The organism is Pseudomonas tumuqii, assembly GCF_013184545.1.
Taxonomy (GTDB): domain Bacteria; phylum Pseudomonadota; class Gammaproteobacteria; order Pseudomonadales; family Pseudomonadaceae; genus Aquipseudomonas; species Aquipseudomonas tumuqii.
The window spans coordinates 23979-41319 of record NZ_JAAOJA010000013.1 but is presented as its reverse complement, the minus strand read 5'-3'; the positions used below and the strand labels follow the sequence as shown (position 1 = coordinate 41319).

18 protein-coding genes and 1 other RNA gene are annotated in these 17341 nt (G+C 60.0%); 5 read left to right on the top strand and 14 right to left on the bottom strand.

What is annotated here, in order from left to right:
• Nucleotides 1–18: 18 nt before the first annotated feature.
• The 3 genes from G9C89_RS20525 (at nucleotide 19) to G9C89_RS20515 (ending at nucleotide 3709) form a co-directional block, all read left to right on the top strand.
• Nucleotides 19–2829 (top strand): FAD-binding and (Fe-S)-binding domain-containing protein, encoded by a 2811-nt coding sequence (locus tag G9C89_RS20525; protein WP_172151626.1) that lies wholly within the window; start codon nucleotides 19–21, stop codon nucleotides 2827–2829.
• A gap of 220 nt (nucleotides 2830–3049) precedes the next feature.
• A complete protein-coding gene (locus tag G9C89_RS20520; RefSeq protein WP_172151624.1) occupies nucleotides 3050–3328 on the top strand; it encodes a hypothetical protein in 279 nt (92 codons plus the stop codon).
• Between the two features lie 135 nt (nucleotides 3329–3463).
• The gene (locus G9C89_RS20515) at nucleotides 3464–3709 is read left to right on the top strand and encodes a hypothetical protein (protein ID WP_172151622.1); all 246 of its coding nucleotides are present in this window, start codon (nucleotides 3464–3466) and stop codon (nucleotides 3707–3709) included.
• 12 nt (nucleotides 3710–3721) lie between these two features.
• Here the strand turns inward: G9C89_RS20515 and G9C89_RS20510 are convergent, their stop codons facing one another.
• On the bottom strand, nucleotides 3722–6637 hold the full coding sequence (locus G9C89_RS20510; protein WP_172151620.1) for an ATP-binding protein: 2916 nt from the start codon (nucleotides 6635–6637) through the stop codon (nucleotides 3722–3724).
• A 151-nt stretch (nucleotides 6638–6788) separates the two neighbouring features.
• Here G9C89_RS20510 and ssrA point away from each other — a divergent pair.
• Together ssrA and G9C89_RS20500 are read left to right on the top strand one after the other, a co-directional pair.
• Nucleotides 6789–7176: a transfer-messenger RNA gene (gene ssrA / locus G9C89_RS20505) on the top strand.
• Nucleotides 7177–7302: 126 nt separating this feature from the next.
• On the top strand, nucleotides 7303–8163 hold the full coding sequence (locus tag G9C89_RS20500; RefSeq protein WP_172151618.1) for a hypothetical protein: 861 nt from the start codon (nucleotides 7303–7305) through the stop codon (nucleotides 8161–8163).
• Here G9C89_RS20500 and G9C89_RS20495 read toward each other — a convergent pair.
• The 13 genes from G9C89_RS20495 to G9C89_RS20440 form a co-directional block, all read right to left on the bottom strand.
• Nucleotides 8149–9162, bottom strand: a complete 1014-nt coding sequence (locus G9C89_RS20495) for a phage integrase (protein ID WP_172151616.1) — start codon at nucleotides 9160–9162, stop codon at nucleotides 8149–8151. The two genes, G9C89_RS20500 and G9C89_RS20495, sit on opposite strands and share 15 nt — an antisense overlap.
• Entirely contained in the window at nucleotides 9159–10442 is a 1284-nt protein-coding gene (locus tag G9C89_RS20490; protein ID WP_172151614.1) for a hypothetical protein, read from the bottom strand. Before G9C89_RS20490 ends, G9C89_RS20495 begins: the two co-directional genes overlap by 4 nt.
• Before the next feature lie 64 nt (nucleotides 10443–10506).
• Nucleotides 10507–11868 carry a secretin N-terminal domain-containing protein gene (locus G9C89_RS20485; protein ID WP_256674345.1) on the bottom strand — a complete coding sequence of 454 codons (1362 nt, stop codon included), beginning with the start codon at nucleotides 11866–11868 and terminating at the stop codon, nucleotides 10507–10509.
• Nucleotides 11869–11872: 4 nt separating this feature from the next.
• Entirely contained in the window at nucleotides 11873–12967 is a 1095-nt protein-coding gene (locus G9C89_RS20480) for a zonular occludens toxin domain-containing protein (RefSeq protein WP_172151612.1), read from the bottom strand.
• A gap of 9 nt (nucleotides 12968–12976) precedes the next feature.
• Nucleotides 12977–13348: a hypothetical protein gene (locus G9C89_RS20475; RefSeq protein WP_172151610.1), complete on the bottom strand. Its 372-nt coding sequence runs from the start codon at nucleotides 13346–13348 to the stop codon at nucleotides 12977–12979.
• Entirely contained in the window at nucleotides 13349–14848 is a 1500-nt protein-coding gene (locus tag G9C89_RS20470) for a hypothetical protein (protein WP_172151608.1), read from the bottom strand.
• A 15-nt stretch (nucleotides 14849–14863) separates the two neighbouring features.
• Complete coding sequence (locus G9C89_RS20465; protein WP_172151606.1) at nucleotides 14864–15163, bottom strand: hypothetical protein; 300 nt, start codon at nucleotides 15161–15163, stop codon at nucleotides 14864–14866.
• 11 nt (nucleotides 15164–15174) lie between these two features.
• The gene (locus tag G9C89_RS25305; RefSeq protein WP_256674344.1) at nucleotides 15175–15300 is read right to left on the bottom strand and encodes a hypothetical protein; all 126 of its coding nucleotides are present in this window, start codon (nucleotides 15298–15300) and stop codon (nucleotides 15175–15177) included.
• A 138-nt stretch (nucleotides 15301–15438) separates the two neighbouring features.
• Nucleotides 15439–15624 (bottom strand): hypothetical protein, encoded by a 186-nt coding sequence (locus G9C89_RS20460; protein ID WP_172151604.1) that lies wholly within the window; start codon nucleotides 15622–15624, stop codon nucleotides 15439–15441.
• Nucleotides 15625–15640: 16 nt separating this feature from the next.
• Complete coding sequence (locus tag G9C89_RS20455) at nucleotides 15641–15991, bottom strand: hypothetical protein (RefSeq protein WP_172151602.1); 351 nt, start codon at nucleotides 15989–15991, stop codon at nucleotides 15641–15643.
• Nucleotides 15992–16440: 449 nt separating this feature from the next.
• Nucleotides 16441–16770, bottom strand: a complete 330-nt coding sequence (gene pflM / locus G9C89_RS20450; RefSeq protein ID WP_172151600.1) for a lysogeny maintenance protein PflM — start codon at nucleotides 16768–16770, stop codon at nucleotides 16441–16443.
• A gap of 119 nt (nucleotides 16771–16889) precedes the next feature.
• Nucleotides 16890–17060, bottom strand: coding sequence for an Arc family DNA-binding protein (locus G9C89_RS20445; protein ID WP_172151598.1), 171 nt, complete (start codon nucleotides 17058–17060; stop codon nucleotides 16890–16892).
• A complete protein-coding gene (locus tag G9C89_RS20440; RefSeq protein WP_172151596.1) occupies nucleotides 17057–17275 on the bottom strand; it encodes a DNA-binding protein in 219 nt (72 codons plus the stop codon). The genes G9C89_RS20445 and G9C89_RS20440 overlap by 4 nt, the downstream gene beginning before the upstream one ends.
• Nucleotides 17276–17341: the final 66 nt, after the last annotated feature.

Genomic DNA, 17341 nt, shown 5'->3' with positions numbered 1-17341 from the left:
ACAATTTCCGGAGCCTGCATGAGCCTGCCCGTCACCTTCCTCGCCGCCGTCGAGCGCCTGATCCCCCGCGAGCGCCGTTTCGACGACCCGCTGTCGACCCTGGCCTTCGGCACCGATGCCAGCTTCTACCGGCTGATTCCGCAACTGGTGATCCGCGTCGAGTCCGAGCTGGAAGTGGTCGAACTGCTCAAGCTGGCAGGTACTCATCAAGTGCCGGTGACCTTCCGCGCCGCCGGCACCAGCCTGTCCGGCCAGGCGATCAGCGACTCGGTATTGCTGGTGCTGGGCGAAAACTGGAACGGCCGGGAAATCCGTGACCAGGGCCAGCAAATCCGCCTGCAACCGGGGGTGATCGGCGCCCAGGCAAATGCCGTGCTGGCGCCCTTCCAGCGCAAGATCGGCCCCGACCCGGCCTCGATCAATGCCTGCAAGATCGGCGGCATAGTCGCCAACAATGCCAGCGGCATGTGCTGCGGCACCGCGCACAATACCTATCACACCCTGGCCGGCATACGCCTGGTGCTGGCCGGCGGCACGGTGCTGGATAGCGAAGACCCGCTGAGCGTGGCGGCATTCGAAACCAGCCACGTCGAACTGCTCGGGCAACTGGCCGAACTGGGCCGGCAGACCCGCGCCAATAGCGCGCTGGCCGCCAGGATCCGGCATAAATACCGGCTGAAGAACACCACCGGCCTGTCACTCAACGCCCTGGTCGATTTCGACCAGCCGCTGGATATCCTCAGCCACCTGATGGTCGGCTCGGAAGGCACCCTGGGCTTCATCAGTGCGGTGACCTACGACACCGTGCCCGACCACCCGCACAAGGCCAGCGCCCTGCTGGTGTTCCCCGACGTGGAAAACTGCTGCCGCGCGGTCACCGTGCTCAAACAACAGCCGGTGTCCGCCGTCGAACTGCTGGATCGGCGCAGCCTGCGTTCGGTAGAGAACAAGCCGGGCATGCCGGACTGGGTAAAGGGCCTGTCCGCCAGCGCCTGCGCGCTGCTGATCGAGTCGCGCGCCGCCAGTCAGAGTCTGTTGCATGAGCAACTAGCGCTGATCATGGCGTCAATCGCCGAGTTTGCACTGGAAAAACAGGTCGACTTCAGCGAAGACCCGACGGTGTACAACCTGCTGTGGAAGATCCGCAAGGACACCTTCCCCGCCGTCGGCGCGGTGCGCCAGACCGGCACCACGGTGATCATCGAGGACGTCACCTTCCCCATCGAACAGCTCGCCGAAGGGGTCAATCGCCTGCTCGCGCTGTTCGACAAGCATCACTACGACGAGGCGATCATTTTCGGCCATGCCCTGGAAGGCAACCTGCACTTCGTCTTCACCCAGGGCTTCGACGACCCGCTGCAAGTCGCCCGCTACTCGGCCTTCATGGATGACGTGACGCAACTGGTGGCGGTCGAGTTCGGCGGCTCGCTCAAGGCCGAACACGGCACCGGACGCAATATGGCGCCCTTCGTCGAATTGGAGTGGGGCGCGGACGCCTACCAGCTGATGTGGCAGCTCAAGCGCCTGCTCGACCCGCACGGCATCCTCAACCCGGATGTGGTGCTCAGCGCAGACCCCGATATCCACCTGAAAAACCTCAAGCCGTTGCCCGCCGCCGACGAGATCGTCGACAAGTGCATCGAATGTGGCTTCTGCGAGCCGGTCTGCCCGTCCAAGGGGCTGACCCTGAGTCCGCGCCAGCGCATCGTCATCTGGCGCGATATCCAGGCGAAACAGCGCGCCGGTATCGATACCACCGCACTGGAGCGCGACTATCGCTATCAGGGCATCGACACCTGCGCCGCCACCGGCCTGTGCGCCCAGCGCTGCCCGGTAGGAATCAACACCGGCGATCTGGTGCGCAAACTGCGTGCCCGCGATGCCCATAATCAACGCAGCGCCGACTGGCTAGCCAATAACTTCCGGCGTGCCATGCAAGGCACCCGGGTCCTGCTGCACGTGGCCAACGGTGCCCGCCTGCTCATGGGCGCCCCGCTGCTCAGCCGCACCTCTGCCGCCCTGAGCAAGGCCAGCCGGGGTCGCGTGCCGCAGTGGACGCCGGCGATGCCGCAACCGCTGCACCGACTGCAACTGCCCGTAAGCACTGGCGATCAGCGCCCGCGGGTGGTTTACCTCGCCGCCTGCGTATCCCGCGCCATGGGCCCGGCCGCAAGCGATGCCGAGCAGATGCCGCTGCTCGACAAGACCCGCGCGCTCCTGGAGAAAGGCGGCTTCCAGGTGGTGTTCCCGGACAACCTGGACAACCTCTGCTGCGGCCAGCCATTCGCCTCCAAGGGCTATCCCGCGCAAGCCGACAGCAAGCGCCAGGAACTCATAGTCGCGCTGCTCAAGGCCAGCCGCGGCGGCCTCGACCCGATCTACTGCGACACCAGCCCCTGCACCCTGCGCCTGCTGCAGGACGGCCTCGACCCGCGCCTGAAACTGCATGACCCGGTGAAATTCATCCGCGAGCACCTGGTCGATCGCCTGCAATTCCATCCCCAGGACAAACCGGTGGCGGTGCATGTCACCTGCAGCACCCAGCACCTGGGCGAGTCCCAGGGACTGATCGATATCGTGCGGCGCTGCACCCGCGAGGTGGTGGTCCCGGAAGGCATTCACTGCTGCGGCTTCGCCGGCGACAAGGGCTTCACCACCCCGGAACTCAACGCCCATTCGCTGCGCAGCCTGAAGGACGCGGTGCAGATCTGCGAGGAAGGCATCAGCACCAGCCGCACCTGCGAGATCGGCCTGAGCCAGCACGGCGGTATCGATTACCACGGGCTGGTCTATCTGGTGGACCGGGTCACGCGGGCCAGGGCGACCTGAGCACTTGTGGAAAAACGCTCGCCTACTGCGCTCGATTTTTTCACAAGCCCTGAGCACAGCGCGTAACCAGCATGAGCCCCGTCCAGCACAGGCCGCTCGGCGGCGTGGCCCTGAAAAGCCTGAACTCGGGCCCGCCACGAGGGTCATCTGATTGTGAGCCCAGTGAATGGGCTCGCGGTGAGCCGTTCCGAGAACTAACCGATGAGCGGAGGACACTCCGATGAATAGGTTTTCCCTGTTTGGCATTGTCATCGCCGCCGCCCTGGCCTCCCCGGCCTTCGCCGAAGACATCTGCACCATCAATCTGCAGAAACTCGCGGACAACTCGGCGACTCTCACGACCCTGGCCTCTCCCGCCAAGGAACAAGTCGAAGAACACAAGAAAGCCGCCGAAGAGGCACAACGCGCCGGTGACGTGGAAACCTGCGGCGCTCATGCAGAAAAAGCGTTGCAGCTGTTGCAAGGACCTGGCGGGGATGGTGGCGCCGAGACGAATTGAATCGGGACTGGAAAAGAGACTGACAGCGCCGATCGCCAAGCGTGTGTGTCACCGGCGACCCGCCATTCATCGCTTTTCTGCGCTTTTGCGCCACGCCCTCTAGAGTTAAGACTCAATCCCAGAAAGGAGATAGTCATGTATCGTTTAGCTGCTTTCCTGGCCGCCGCCCTGCTCAGCGTACCGCTGTGGGCCGCGCAATGCCCGGCAGACATGGCGAAAATCGACGCCATGCTGCAGAGCAACCCACCTAGTGACCCTGCCGTACTGGCACAAGTGCAAGAACTCCGCGCCAAAGGCGAAGAACTGCACAACGCCGGCGACCACGACCAGTCCGTGCAAGTGCTCGGCGAAGCCCTGCAGTTGCTCGAGGCCAGCGAATAGGCCGCCAGTCAGTCACTGGCCCTGACCCAGCAGGGTCAGGGCCAGCCGGCGCACCTGAGCCAGATCGATAGGTTTGGCCAGACAGGCTTGTGCGCCGCGCTGGCGCGCCTCGCTAAACACGGCTTCATCGGCTGTCGCACTGATGACCAGCACCGGCACCGCGCGCAGACGTGAATCGCGGCGCATGGCATCCAGCACTTGCAGCCCGTCGCCATCGGGCAAATCCAGATCGAGCAACAGCAAGGTCGGCGTGCAGCTCTCCAGTTCGCTCAGTGCCCGTTGCACCGAGCCGACCCCACGCACGTCGGCGAACTCGCGCAGCGCTTCCTGCACCACCCTCACACAGGCCGGGTGATCCTCGACGCACAGCACTTCGGCCTTAGGTTTCGGCGCTAGCGCTTCGACCAGCGGCGTAGCAGCGGCGGCTGTCTCGGGTGCCGCGGCGCCGGGCAAGTCGATCCAGAAACGGCTACCACTGCCGAGGGTGCTGCGAAAACCCATATCGCCACCCATCAAGCCGGCCAGCTCGCGACACAACACCAGGCCGATACCGGTACCGGGAATGCTCGAATTTTCACGCCCCAGCCGCTGAAATGGTTGAAACAGCTGGGCCTGCTGTTCGGGAGTCAAGCCCGCCCCGCTGTCCTCGACCCACAAGCGTACGCAGTCCGGGCGCACCTCATAGCCCAGGCTGATCAGCCCCTGCGGGCTGTTGTACTTGATCGCGTTGGACAGCAGATTGAGTATCACCTGACGCAGGCGGCGCATATCGGCCTGCACATACAAGCCTGCATCGATCTCCGCCAGCACCTGCAACTGCAGGCGCCGCTGCTGGACCTCCGGGAGGACCAGTTCGGCGCAGCCATTGAGCAACGCACCGACTTCCACCGCCTGCAATTGCAGCTGCTGACGGCGACTCTCGATACTCGACAGATCGAGAATGTCATCGACCAACGCCGTCAGGTGGCGACTGGCGTTAACGATTTCGCGGGCATAATCCGCTTCCTGCTGAGCCTCCGGCTTGCCTTGCGTCTCCAGCTCGATCAACTGGCCAAAGCCATAAATGGCGTTCAGCGGCGTGCGCAGCTCATGGCTCATGCTCGACAGAAAACGGCTCTTGGCCTGACTGGCAGACTGGGCTTGCAGGCTGGCTCGGCGCAACTCCTCCTGCACCTGCTTGAGCCGGGTAATGTCGACATGCGTACCGGCGATGCGCAAGGCACCGCCGTTGCTGTCGCGCTCGAGGACCTTGCCGCGGCTGAGCAGCCAAATATATTCGCCGCTGGCATCGGCATAGCGGTACTCCGCCTCGAACTGATCCTCGCCACTGACCGCGAATAACTGACGCAGATGGCGGATGCGCTCCAGGTCATCCGGGTGCACACGCAAGTTGAATTCACTGAAGCTCATGCTCTCGGCTCGCAGGCCAAAACGCTTGACGAAGTGGTCACTGACCTTGATCGCCAGGCTCGGCGCATCCACCTCCCACAGACTCTCCGTGGTGCTTTCCAGCACCAGCTGCAGAATCCGCTGCGCCTCATGCCGCTCGATGTCGCTGGCCTGCAACTGCTCACCGGTCTGCTGCACGGCCTGGGCCATGCTAACCAACTCGGCAATCTGGCTGGACGGTGCGCTGGGATGGTAATCACCCTGGCCGAGCCGGCGCATCATGCCGACGATACCGGCAATCGGCTGAGCCAGCTGATCGCTCAAGCGCCGCGAACGCAGCCACATCCAGGCAAAAAACAGCAGATAGAACAGTGCCAGGCCAACGATCAACAAATAGCCGATCTGCAAGTAACGCTCGGCCAGGCTGTTGGTCTCCCTGAAAATATTCTCTTCATCGACCACCAGCAGCAGGCGCCAACCGGTTTGCGGAATCTCGCTCCAGGCCACCAGCTGCTGGCGCCCACCGAGCATGACCTCCTGCACGCGGCCCTGACCGGACGCCATGGCCTGCAACAGCGGCTGCATGCCTGCATGCGAGCCAAGGTTGAAGTCCGCAGGCTTGAGTACCTCACGGCGCACCGCCTCGGCGTAGGAGTACTCGGTGAGCTCGCGCAGCGCAAAATCCTCCTCACCGGCCTGCGGCAGCGCCATGATGTTGTTGTCACGGCTGACCAACATGGCATAACCCTGCCAAGGCACATCCAACTCGCCGATCTCGCTGAGCATCTGGCCCACGGTGATATCCAGGCCAACCACCCCCTCGAGGAAGTCGCCGCGATACACCGGCGCCACCGCCGACATCATCCAGCCCTGCCCGGCCGGATCGAGATAGACATCGGTCCACACCACTTCGCGCTCGGGATTGTGGCGGGCGTCGGCCAGATAATAGAAGTTGTAATCGGGTATCACCATGTCATGGGGATACTGCTCAGGCGTCATGAAGAACGGATAAATCCGGTTATAGCTGTCCCAGCTATTGAAATAGAGCGCGCTGACCAACGGATTGGCGTCGCGGATCGAACGCATCAGCGGATCGATTTGTGACAAGCGCAAGGCCTTGACGTGATCCTGCTGTGCCGGCGGCGTGCTGTTGGCGTAGAACGACGCGGCACGGCCGTCGTCGCTACGGCTGTAAAACACCCCATTGCTGGTCGAAACATGTCGCTTGAGTTCCAGCGCATCGGGCTGGAAGCCGGTATTTTGTAGCGCATGACTCGCCGCATCGCGAAAAATCCGCACCTGCGCCTCGACCGCGCGCAACCGACCGTCGATCACATGGCCCTCGCGCGTTACCGCCGTGGACAAGTCCTCCAGGGCACTCTGCTGCAAATGACCGATTTGCGCATCGCGAATGGCCGCATTGCTCAGCAAATACACGGTGATCAACACCGTCTCCACCAGGATCAGCGGAATCAAGGCACTCTGCACAAAGGCGCGCCAAATCCACTGGCGCACGGGGTAACGCGATTCTCGCGGCATAATTCAGGTCTCTTCCCAAAGACATTGCACCCACCTCAAGCCGCAATCATAGCTGCACATGACCTGTAGCGTGCGCCGGAAGATTGCCCGGTCGACGCTACGGAACCTTTGCCGTACACTAAGCGTCCAACTGTTCAAGCAACACAGTTTTGGGGCCGATTAGGATTCGACGCCGGTAGCAAAACTTGAGGGGCATGCCGAGTTGGTAACAGAACTCGTAAATAAACTGTTGCAAACCTCCATAATTGCCAATGATGACAATTACGGTGCTCAACTAGCTGCGTAAGCAGCCTAGTCGCACTTCTGGTAGCTTCGGCTCCAGCAATCATTAGGGGATGTCTGTAAACCCGAAATGATTGTCATATAGAACAGAATCGCCGCGTAGTACGTTGTGGACGAAGTGGCTAAAAATTACACAACTCGCCCAAAGCACCCTGCCCGTCGGGCGGCCAAGGGTTAACTCAGTAGACACGGCTAAGCATGTAGAACCAATAGCGGAGAACTGGCGGACGGGGGTTCAAATCCCCCCGGCTCCACCATTTGAAACACACTTAAACCCTTGATTTTCCTAGGAATTTCAGGGGTTTTTGCTTTCTGCTAGCAGTGAATGTCCCAAAAGTGTCACTCTTCCCAAAATATGACGATGAGCATGTAGAGGGGGTGAAATGTTCAATTTGCTAGTAAAAGCAGGTGGGTGGGAGGGACGCCATGACAGCATGCCTAAAGGGAGGATGCTCACCTGGACGGATGAAGCGATTGTCCAGATGTTTAGCCAAGGTCACGCTCCAGATCTACAACGGTTAATAAAGCTACCCGCTCTGTTTGCAGACGAAACAAATCATCACCGAGCCCCGCAGTTCGCACGAGTTGGGTGGATTTCTACTGCGGGTGTCCGAGGCTCCGATATTCAGATCGAATATACGTTTGATCCAGACATCCCTGCGATCCCTCAGGAAATGCTGACTCAAATGGGCCCGCAGCTCCATATCGATCTAAGAAGCCGCGGAATCACTGAGCTTGAACAAACTCACTGGGCTGTTAAAGAGGTAGACCTATTCAAGGTTCTGCTGACCAATCTGAGACCCACAAGACCTTCTCCGACGGCATTCACCTTACCTGACCCACACCGAGTAGATCCGCTTCAGGTATCTGCAATGATGCCGTTCAGCCCACTTTTCACCCGGGTCTATGACGCAATCCAACTGGCTGCTGAAGCGGCAGGAAAAAGGTGCACCAGGGTCGACGTCATCTGGGAAAACCATGCAGTAATCCAAGACGTAATCAGCTTGATTGATCGCTCAGCGTTCGTTGTATGCGACTGCACGGGACAAAATCCAAACGTTTTTTACGAAATTGGCATCGCGCACACTCTCGGGAAAGAGGTCATCCTCATCACCCAAAATCCAGATGACGTTCCCTTCGACCTAAGGCACATCAGGTATCTGACGTACCTAAACAATGGGGAAGGATTAGCAGTCCTTCAGACGAGTCTGGCCGCTCGACTCCGCAACTCAATCCTGCGGTAAACGAATAGTCAGGTCTATTCCCGCCAAAGGACTAAGCCTAACCGCCTCCGCCAGATGCTCAGGGGCCAAATGCGAATAGCGCATGGTCATCGCCAAGCTGGAGTGACCCAGGATCTTTTGCAGGGTCAGGATGTTGCCGCCCTTCTGTATGAAGTGACTGGCGAAGGTGTGCCGTAGAGCATGGCTAGCCTGTCCTTTAGGTAGCTGAATACCGGATCGAACCAGGGCACGTCGAAACGAGCTGATCGATCCAGTAAAAGGCCCGTACCGCTTCCAGTGATCCCTGATGAAACTCTCCAGGGCATCCCCTATTGGCACCGTACGAACCCGGCTTGATTTCGTCTTGCTGTACGTCACCGCCCCATTACGCAGCCTAGCCGGGGTTAAGCCCTCGGCCTCAGACCATCGAGCCCCGGTAGCCAAGCAAAGCATCGTGATCGGCTCAACGTGCGGATTGTCGGAGTGTTTGCGGATAGCTTCCAGCAGGATCGAAATTTGATCGTCTGTCAGCCAGGACAACTCACGCTCTTCAATGCGGAACGGCTTCACCAGCTCTAACGGGTTCTGATAGTCGATCTGGCCCAAGCCCCGCAACTCATTGAACACGGCCCGCAGATAGCCCAATTCATTGTTGAGCGTCTTTGGACTGGTGCCGTTTTCAGAGCGAACGCGCCGGTCATGGGCGTAGACCGAAGCATCGAGCTTGGCAGCCAACGGGTCACGCAGCCGAAGGCAAAGAGCATCTAGCTTGGCCTTTCGACGAGTACCATCTTTAAGCATATGGCCGTGCAAGTCATACCAGAGGGTTACCAGCTCGGAGAGCTTGCGACGGTCAGACGATTTCGGATTCCAGGCCGGATCAACGGCCTTATTGGCGATGATGAACGTCTCATAGCGCAGAGCTTCGGCTTTGGTATCGAAGATCTTGCGGAAGCGCTGGCCACGGATGGGCTGAACGTCAGCAATCCAACGACCATCGGGTTTGCGTTTGACACTCATACCGCCCGACCCCATCTAACATGCCGCTCTTGCAGTAGGTTCTTGATATGGGTGTAGAGGTCGCGCTCGCTCATGTCCTTGGCGGCGTAGTGGTCGCGGATGACCGACCAGCATTCCCACTCCTTGAGCCGGTCAAACGCCTTTTTTGCACCCACCCGCTCCCTTGCCAACAAGCTGACGAAGTTGCCCAGGAATAGTTCGACGTTCTTGCCAGAGAAGCCACGCGAGGTCTTGTAGTAGCGTTTGTATTCGGTGTCATCCAGCAGCGAATCAACCGGCAGATCGACCCGCACGTCATCGCGGATCAGCGTCCAGATCGGTTCAAAGTAGCCCGGACGCGCCAGCAACTTGAATTGACCCAGGCCATAGCGCCACAAGCCGTCCAGATGGGCCGAGAAAGCGGCAAAGGATCGGGTATCAATGGCTTCGCCTGTCTTGAGGTCTATCGAGCCACTGGCGAACTGCTGGATAACCGAATGGTGATAACGCAGCTCTACCCGCCACACGTCCGCCTCGGGGTCGTAGTTGTCCGGGTCGCTTTCGTCGAAGCTGTCGCGGCGTTTCCACACACTTTCCCAATAGTCGAGCTTGTCGGTGGCGCGGGCCTGTTCGGTCTTGTTGTAGATAGCCAGTTGGACGCCACCGGCAGAGCCGAACATCGAGGTTTCACCCCGTCCGTAGACGCTGGATTTAGTCGCCCAGTTGATTTCATTGATGCCGGAAATATCCCGATGGGTGCGCGCCTTGCAGTGCATGCGGGCCACCAGATCGGTAGGAGGTGTCCAGCCCTGGAGGTCAAGCGCCAGATGGACAGCGCATTGGTTGAGTTCGCGGTGTGTCAGGACAGCGGCTGCGTAGTAGTCCATGCGCTCTTGAAGGCGTTCAGGTGACAGCGCGTCGATTGCATGGGGCGATACTTCGATTTTCAGGTGAGGCCCGATGTTGTCGAGCTTGGCGTTGAAGTTTTTCACCAACAGGATGATGCCGAGGTCGGCGTTTTGCAGCTTGTATTGATAGCCGGAGTCTTTGCCGACACGGCCCGAATGCCAGATCTCGCCGGCAAATTCGACCATAGCCCCCGGCGTTTCAAACAGGGCCATGATTTCAGGACGGATCAAGCCCCGATACAACTGGCGCACCGTGTCGACGCCACAGCGAAGCAGGCGAACTGCCGACAGGTCTGTAAAAGAGTAATTGCCCGGATCGACAAACAAACGCCCTTGCTTGTCTTCCACAGCGGTCAAAACGTCCAAGCGTTTATGGTCGATTACCTTTGCCATTTCTTCACCTATTGCCGATTAATGCGGAAACTCATTTCTTGTTTACTGACGTGTTACAGGGACGTCAGCGCGCCGAGGCGCGGCCCGTGAGGCGCGCAGCGGCACCGGCTGCGCCGATACCGCTGCTCACCTCGTCGACCGCTTGAGGGACTAACCCACGCACTGGATCAGGCACCGCTATCCCATCTGCTACCCCGTGGATCGAGGCAGTGAGCAAAACCACCAAATTGGTCGCGCGGAGCCTGGTCGAGGTTGAGCGGAACAGGTGCCCCACCACCGGGACGGCAGATAGATAGGGGACGCGGGTTTGTGACTTGTCGACCTGCTCGGAACGCAGGCCACCGAGCAGCACACCCCCGCCATCGGGCAACTGCACGCGGGTCGAAATCCGTCGGGTATTGGTGATGATGTCGGCGGCGCTGGTGTCATCCGAGACGCTGGAGGCGGACTGATTGACCTGCAGTTCGATGGCCCCCGAGGGCGTGATAAACGGGGTGACGTCGAGGGACACGCCTACATCCTGGCGCACGATGGTTTGAAACGGATCGGAAGCCGGGGTCGCGCCGCTGGTGGTCTGGCCGGTGATGAAGGGCACGTTCTGGCCGACGACGATGGAAGCTGACTCGCGGTTGAGGGTGAGCAGTTGCGGGGTCGAGAGGATACGGTTGTTGCCAGTGACTTTGACCGCCTGCAGGAAGGCCGAGAGCGTAGGCCCGGAGAAAGTCAGGGAGAAACCGAGGTTGGATCGGTCGGAACTGCGCAGGGTGGCGCCGGTGACGTTGACGTGTTCGCTGTCGAGGCTGACGTTAAGGCCGAGGTCTTCGAAGTCGGAATCGGCCAGCTCGACGACCACGGCGGTAATGACCACTTGGCGACGGGGTTTGTCGATTTCGGCGAGGACACTTTGAATCACCTCGAGCTGCTTATCGGTGGCGGTGACGATCACCGCGTTGGAGGTCGGCGACGGCGTGGCCATGGCGGCGCTGGAAGCCTGCTCGGTCTGGTCGGTGCGCGATTGCAGGACGTCGCGAATCGATTGATAGGCAAAGTCCGATTGCAGGTGCTGCAATTGAAAAACGCGCGTGCGCAGCTCGGGTGACTCGGGGATCGGCTGTGAGCTGATCAGGATGCTTCCACCGTTGGCCGCGAAGTGAAAGCCGGCGCTGGTCACGGCGTTGTTAAGCAGGCGCTCCAGATCGGCTTTGTCGGTGTAGGAGGCAAACACGCTGATCGGTGCCGAGCGAATATCGGAGCCGACCACCACCGGTTTGTCGAGGATCTTGGCCGACCACTCGACAAAATCCTGCAAGGTGGCGTCGTAGAGTTCGACCCGTTCGGCAGCCGGTGCCGGGGGTGCCAGCAGGAGGAAGGCGCCGAGCCAGACCATGACATAGAGGCACAACCAATTTTGTTGTCGTGGGGTCATGGGATCACCTGTAGATCGAGAGAAAGTCATCACCGCGAACCAGCAGGGCTTCACGGGGGCCACGGTCTTTCACGTGCACATCGCGGACGCTGAGGTCTGCGCTGCTGAGGCGGGAGCCGTCGGCCTGGAGGAACACATAGAAGGTGTTGCCGGACAGACGGCCATAGCTGGCTATACGCAGCTCGCGGAACTCGTCGGCAAGCTTGTCGGTGGCTGGGCGTTCCACTTGCTGGACGGCGGCGGCAGTCGTTGGCCGGTTGACCAGGGCAATGCCGGCGAACACCGGGACGCTGACAACCAACGCGCAGAAGGCGCCGAGAAAGAAGCCGTTGATCACGCCGAAGCGCTTGAAGAAGATTTTGGTGGTGCGCATGTAGAAGTCTCCATCGCGCGTGGCGGTCGGCAAGGGACGACGCCAGTAACCCGGTGGCAGCATCGAATAGGCGCCCTTGTCGTAGTCCTTGTTGTATTCCTGGGTGGTGTCGTAGAAGTCGTAGAACTCTTCCCCGCGGTAGAACCAGTCTTCGACCTTGGGCGAATTGAACTTGGCGCCATACTTCACAATGGCTTGGTGCATCTTTGGCAGGCGGCCCCTGAAAAAGCCGAGGGTCAGCACGGTCAGCAGGAAGCCGAACGGAAACGGCAGCTTCATCCGATCCCAGCGATTGATGTAAACGACGTGCTCGGCAATCGACTCGCGGATCTGTTTGTCGATGACGTTGACGTTTTGCACGCACAGCCACAGATCCCAGCGGCGTTTACGCAAGAACAGGAAGAACTTGAGCAGGTCGGTACGACCGCCGCTGTTCCAGTCGCGGGAGTTGAGCCAAACCCCGGCTTCGTCGAGAAAGATGCCGCCGAAGTGTTCTTCGTCGTAGGTGTCGTGGCCCATGCCCAGGCCGATCAGGTCTTCGGCTGAGGGCAGGTCAGGGAGCCGAACCAGACGCGAGTAGCGGTTATCGCGCTGGCAGAGCTTGTCCATTTTGACGTCGATGTTTACCGCCACCCGACGACGTTGCTTGAGGTAGGCGAGGATGCGCATAACCACGAGCAGGGTTTTGCCGGCACCCAGCTTGCCGGTGACGATGTACACGGCCATGGCGGATGCTCAGGTATGGATGAACTGTTCGGAGAGCCGGTGTATCCAGTAGAAAACCAGCGATTTGATCTTGGCGATGACCAGCAGGGAGACGCAGTAGCTCAGGTTGGAAGGCAGGAACATGCGGCCGACTTCGAAGTACTGGACAACGCCATGCCCGAGCACTTCACCGAGCAGCCCGACAATGGCTTCTACCAGCACGTTGACGGCAAAGTGAATGGCGGCAACGATCATGAAGAAGATCGCCACCTTCTTGAAAAACTGGGCGATGAAGGCCAGTACCGGGGTGATGATCGGGCCGATGAAGCCGACCAGAAACTTGCCCAGGCGGCCAAACAGGTTGGGGAAGAACTTCTTGAGAAAACCGATGATCCAGCCCATCTAGAAGCCTCCCTTATTGGCTTTGGCATCTTCCAGGCGCAGGCCCGAGTAAAGGATTTTCCAGAAGCCGATGATGGTGATCATCCACACCAGATATTCCAGCAGCGGCTTGAGGCGGGTCAGTTCGCAAACCGGTAGCTTGAGCGTGCTGTGGTACTGGCCGAGGTCGAAGGCGATTTCGTAGTCGCTGCAGCCATAGGCAGACGGCAGCACGTCATTGAGGAAATCCAGGGACGCGACCACCGGGCCGTCTGGATCGAAGATGCCGTTTGTACCGGACACCAGCTTGGGAATGTCATCTTCCAGGGCAATTTTGGCGTCCGCGTCACGCTCTCCGATGATCTGTTCGGTCTGCTCGCCGATCAGGTCGCCGAGTTGTTGGCCGAGACCTTGGGCTTCGCCTTCGATGGCTTCACCGTCGCCATCGCCGGAGCCGTCGTAGTCTTCGCCGAACAGACCATCGAGCAGTTCGCCGAGCTGGTCGCCAATGCCGCCGAGCAGTTCGCCGATACCGCCAAGCAAGGAGTTGGTCTTGTCGATCTTGGCGCCGAGTTCGTCGCCCAGTTGGTCGAGGCCTTCATTGGTAGCACCCTGATCGCCGTCCTGGGCACCGGTGTTGCCGGTAGCGCCCGGGGCTTTGGGGTCGTTGTTTTCGTTGCCGTCAGCATTGCCGCCGTTGACGGGATGATCCGGCGAGGTGGTGGGTATTTGCTGGGTTGGGTTGTTGGGATCGAAGCAAACCTGTTCGCCGTTGGCGTAGCCACAGTTGCGGGTGTCTTTATCGGTTGAGTAGCAACCCCAGGTGCCGTTGAAGGTGCCGCAACCGCTTTCATCCTCGAAGCAGCCTTGTTTACCGTTGAAGGTGCCACAGCCGGATTCCTGATCCTCGAAGCAGTAGGTGGAATCGCCACCGGTCACGCAATTTTCCGGGGCTTCGCCTGGATCGGAAGGCAAAGGTGCGCAGGTGGTGTCGGTGCATTCAGGAGTGCCTGCTGCCGCTTCATCGCCATTAGGCGAGTAGCGGTTTACGCAGATCGAAGTGGATATATCGCAGTTGGATTGCCCATTGGGCGACGAGACGTAGGCACAGCCGTTGCTGTTGACGGTATCCGGGCAGGAGAACAGCTTGAGCGATTCGGTATAGGTGCACTCCTGCGCACTGTAGATATCAGGAGCGGTCGAGCAATCTGGAGGCGGAACCTCACAGCCACCCGTTTCAGTGTTGTAAATTTTACCGCCAGAACAACCGTCGCCTTGGCGCACCATGTGCGTCTGGCCTACCGGACTGCCACTTGAATTTAAACATTGAGCTGAAGTTTTGTTAGTGGTCGTGAATACAAATGCGCCACCGCCAGAAGATTGGATAGATATGCAGAGCGCAGACGGCGACGAAGCGGAACGCTCATAGAAATATGACCACCACGTATAGTCAGCCGCAAAAACAAACTGCCCCCACCCCATAAGGGTGAGGGCAAGTAACAGGCGGATAGTCGTACGCATCTACCCGCCTCCCCGTTACGCGCCAGCAGCCGAGAACACGCGGCCAGCCAGTTTGAACAGAGCCAGAGCGCCACGGATGACGCCGAACAGGATGGCGCCGGCCGCGACCAGTGTGCCGAAGGCGGTGGCCAGATCGACGAACACGTCGAGCATTTCCTGGGGAACGGTGATGGCGGCTTGCGCAGCGCCAGTGGTGGCCATGAGAGCGCCGGTTGCAGTGATAGCAGCGATGTTGCCGCCCCGTGCTTTACCGACACGGGTGTCGTTGCTGCCGTTGGCTTGGCCGATGGACACGGCCAGTTGAGTCTTTTGCATGGTGAGTTTCCTCAGTTGGTTGAAGCATCGATAATTTCTTTCCAGCCAAGCCGGAAAGTGCCCCAGGCGATGCCCAGTCCCAGGGCGCCCACAAACAAACCAGCGATGACGAGGTATTGCTCCCAGGTGAAAGCCATAGCCCGTTACCTCTGGTGGCCGTGGATCAGGCCCAGGGCGGCCAGATAGACCAGACCCTGGATGAACTGCAGGGCCCATAGGTCGCCAAGCGTGACGTTGGCCAAGTAGCTATCAAGCGAGCCCATGGTCGGTTCCCCTTATTCGCTGTCCTGATCTGCCTCGCACAGCACCGGTTGGCTGGCCTCGTAGCAGTCAGGGCAGATGGCGTAATGGGGCGGCGTGCTGATTTCGTTGGCCCAGTCGCAGAACTCGGCGGTCTGGTTGTGCAGTTGGCCCATGGGGGCCAAGCACAGGTCACAGAGGACGCGGTCGTGGATCAGCACGGCTCAGCCCTCCCGGTTAGGACTTGGCCGCGTCAGACGCGGGGCGTGGTGGGGTTTGCGGTTGTTGGCGGTTGGCAGGTTTCTCGCCGACCGCTTCCAGATGCAGGGCGAGATTTTTGCCCTTGTTCTGGCCGCCGCGAGCGACGTCGAAGGTGATGCGCACCTTTTGCAGCGGGTCGAAGTGGGCGCCGGCTGCAAAGATTTCTTCGGCGGCGTCATCGTCCGCCGCCATGCCGATGATGGACAGGCCGTGTTCGGTCTTGCCGTCCGGCTCGTCGCCGTAGAAGACCTTGATGTATTTCTGGCCGTTTTCGCCGTCGAAGCGTTGAGTGCCCAGGAATGCTACTTCCATGATTGAACGTGCCATTGGTATTTCCTCGCTTGGGGTGCGCGTTAGTGCGCGGTTTTGCCTTTCAGCAGGCCGAACGATCCCGAGCAGGTGAACTTTTAAGGTTCGAATCTGCCGGTGTGTTTCGACTTGCCGGGTTTAAAGCCGGGACTTGCGTTGAATGCTTAGTGGGTGAACACCAAGGGCCATGCCCTTGTCATCCCGTTTCGCCACCTGCGCCCGCGTCTGGTAAACCAGACCCGGACACAGGCGGCGATCGCCTGTCGGGTGGTTCAGGTGGAATGGCGCAGGCTTCGGCCACTCGGCTGATGGAGGCGTCCAAGGCGTTGTCGAGCAGGGCAACGCCCTCCTGTACACCCTGGAGAGCCAACACGGACGCAAACACCCCGCCGAGGACGAACGGAATCGACCAATGCCAGAGCAGGGCCAATAAATAGCGACCAACGCGGAAAGAGACGGTCATTGGCTCACCCCGCCAGCTCGAACAGATCCCAGCGCGGGACGTAGGGCGTGGGCTTGCCGGTGTCCTGCACAACGCTCCAATATTTCGGCGGTCGGTCGGGTTGCATGTGTTTCGCGCAGGTAAAGGCCGGTGTGATTTGCCACTGGGAAAGCAACGGCATCCAGACACCAGCGACGAGGCCCATTTTTAGGGTGCGCACGGGTCGGGCAGATGCGCGGCGGCATTGGTCGCAGGGTGTGGACGGGCAAGGCGCGGGCTTGGCCATTTCGGCTTTGGACCAGCAGACAGAGCAGGAGCAATCCGGGGCATGGGGTTGGCGGAGGTACTTGTCCATCGTCAGTTATCACCATGCGGCGCTTGCCGAGCTTTACGGTGGGAATCGTCCCGAGCGCAGCCCAGCGATGAGCGTCGTGGTGCGTGACGCCGTGACGGTCTGCCCAGGCTGGAATGGACTCAAGAGCCATGCCGCACCTCCTGCTTTGTCGCTTCCTGGGCGAAGCTCGCTTCCAGGCGAATGACGATTTCGGCATTCAGAGAGCGGCGGGCATCTTTGGCGGCGTGCTCGACCTGAGCGCGGAGAGCGGCAGGCATGCGCAGCTTGAATTGCTGGTCTGCCCGACTCATAGCGTCCACTCCTGTTCAACGAGCTGGCGTGTCAGGAGTGCGACATTAACCATCACGCGCTTACCTACCTTGAGGCTTGGCAGGTAGCCACGTTCAAGCCATGTACGGACGACAATAGGTTCCTCACCCATGCCGATCCAGTCGGCGAACGCCTGCCAAGGCATTAAAGGTGGGCAACCGATTAGCTTTTGAGGGTCCAGTCCTTCCGTATCCATCTGCTTTAATCCACTATGCTCAGCACTACTGGGCTACGCCTCAACCGTTTGCAGCAAGGCTTAACG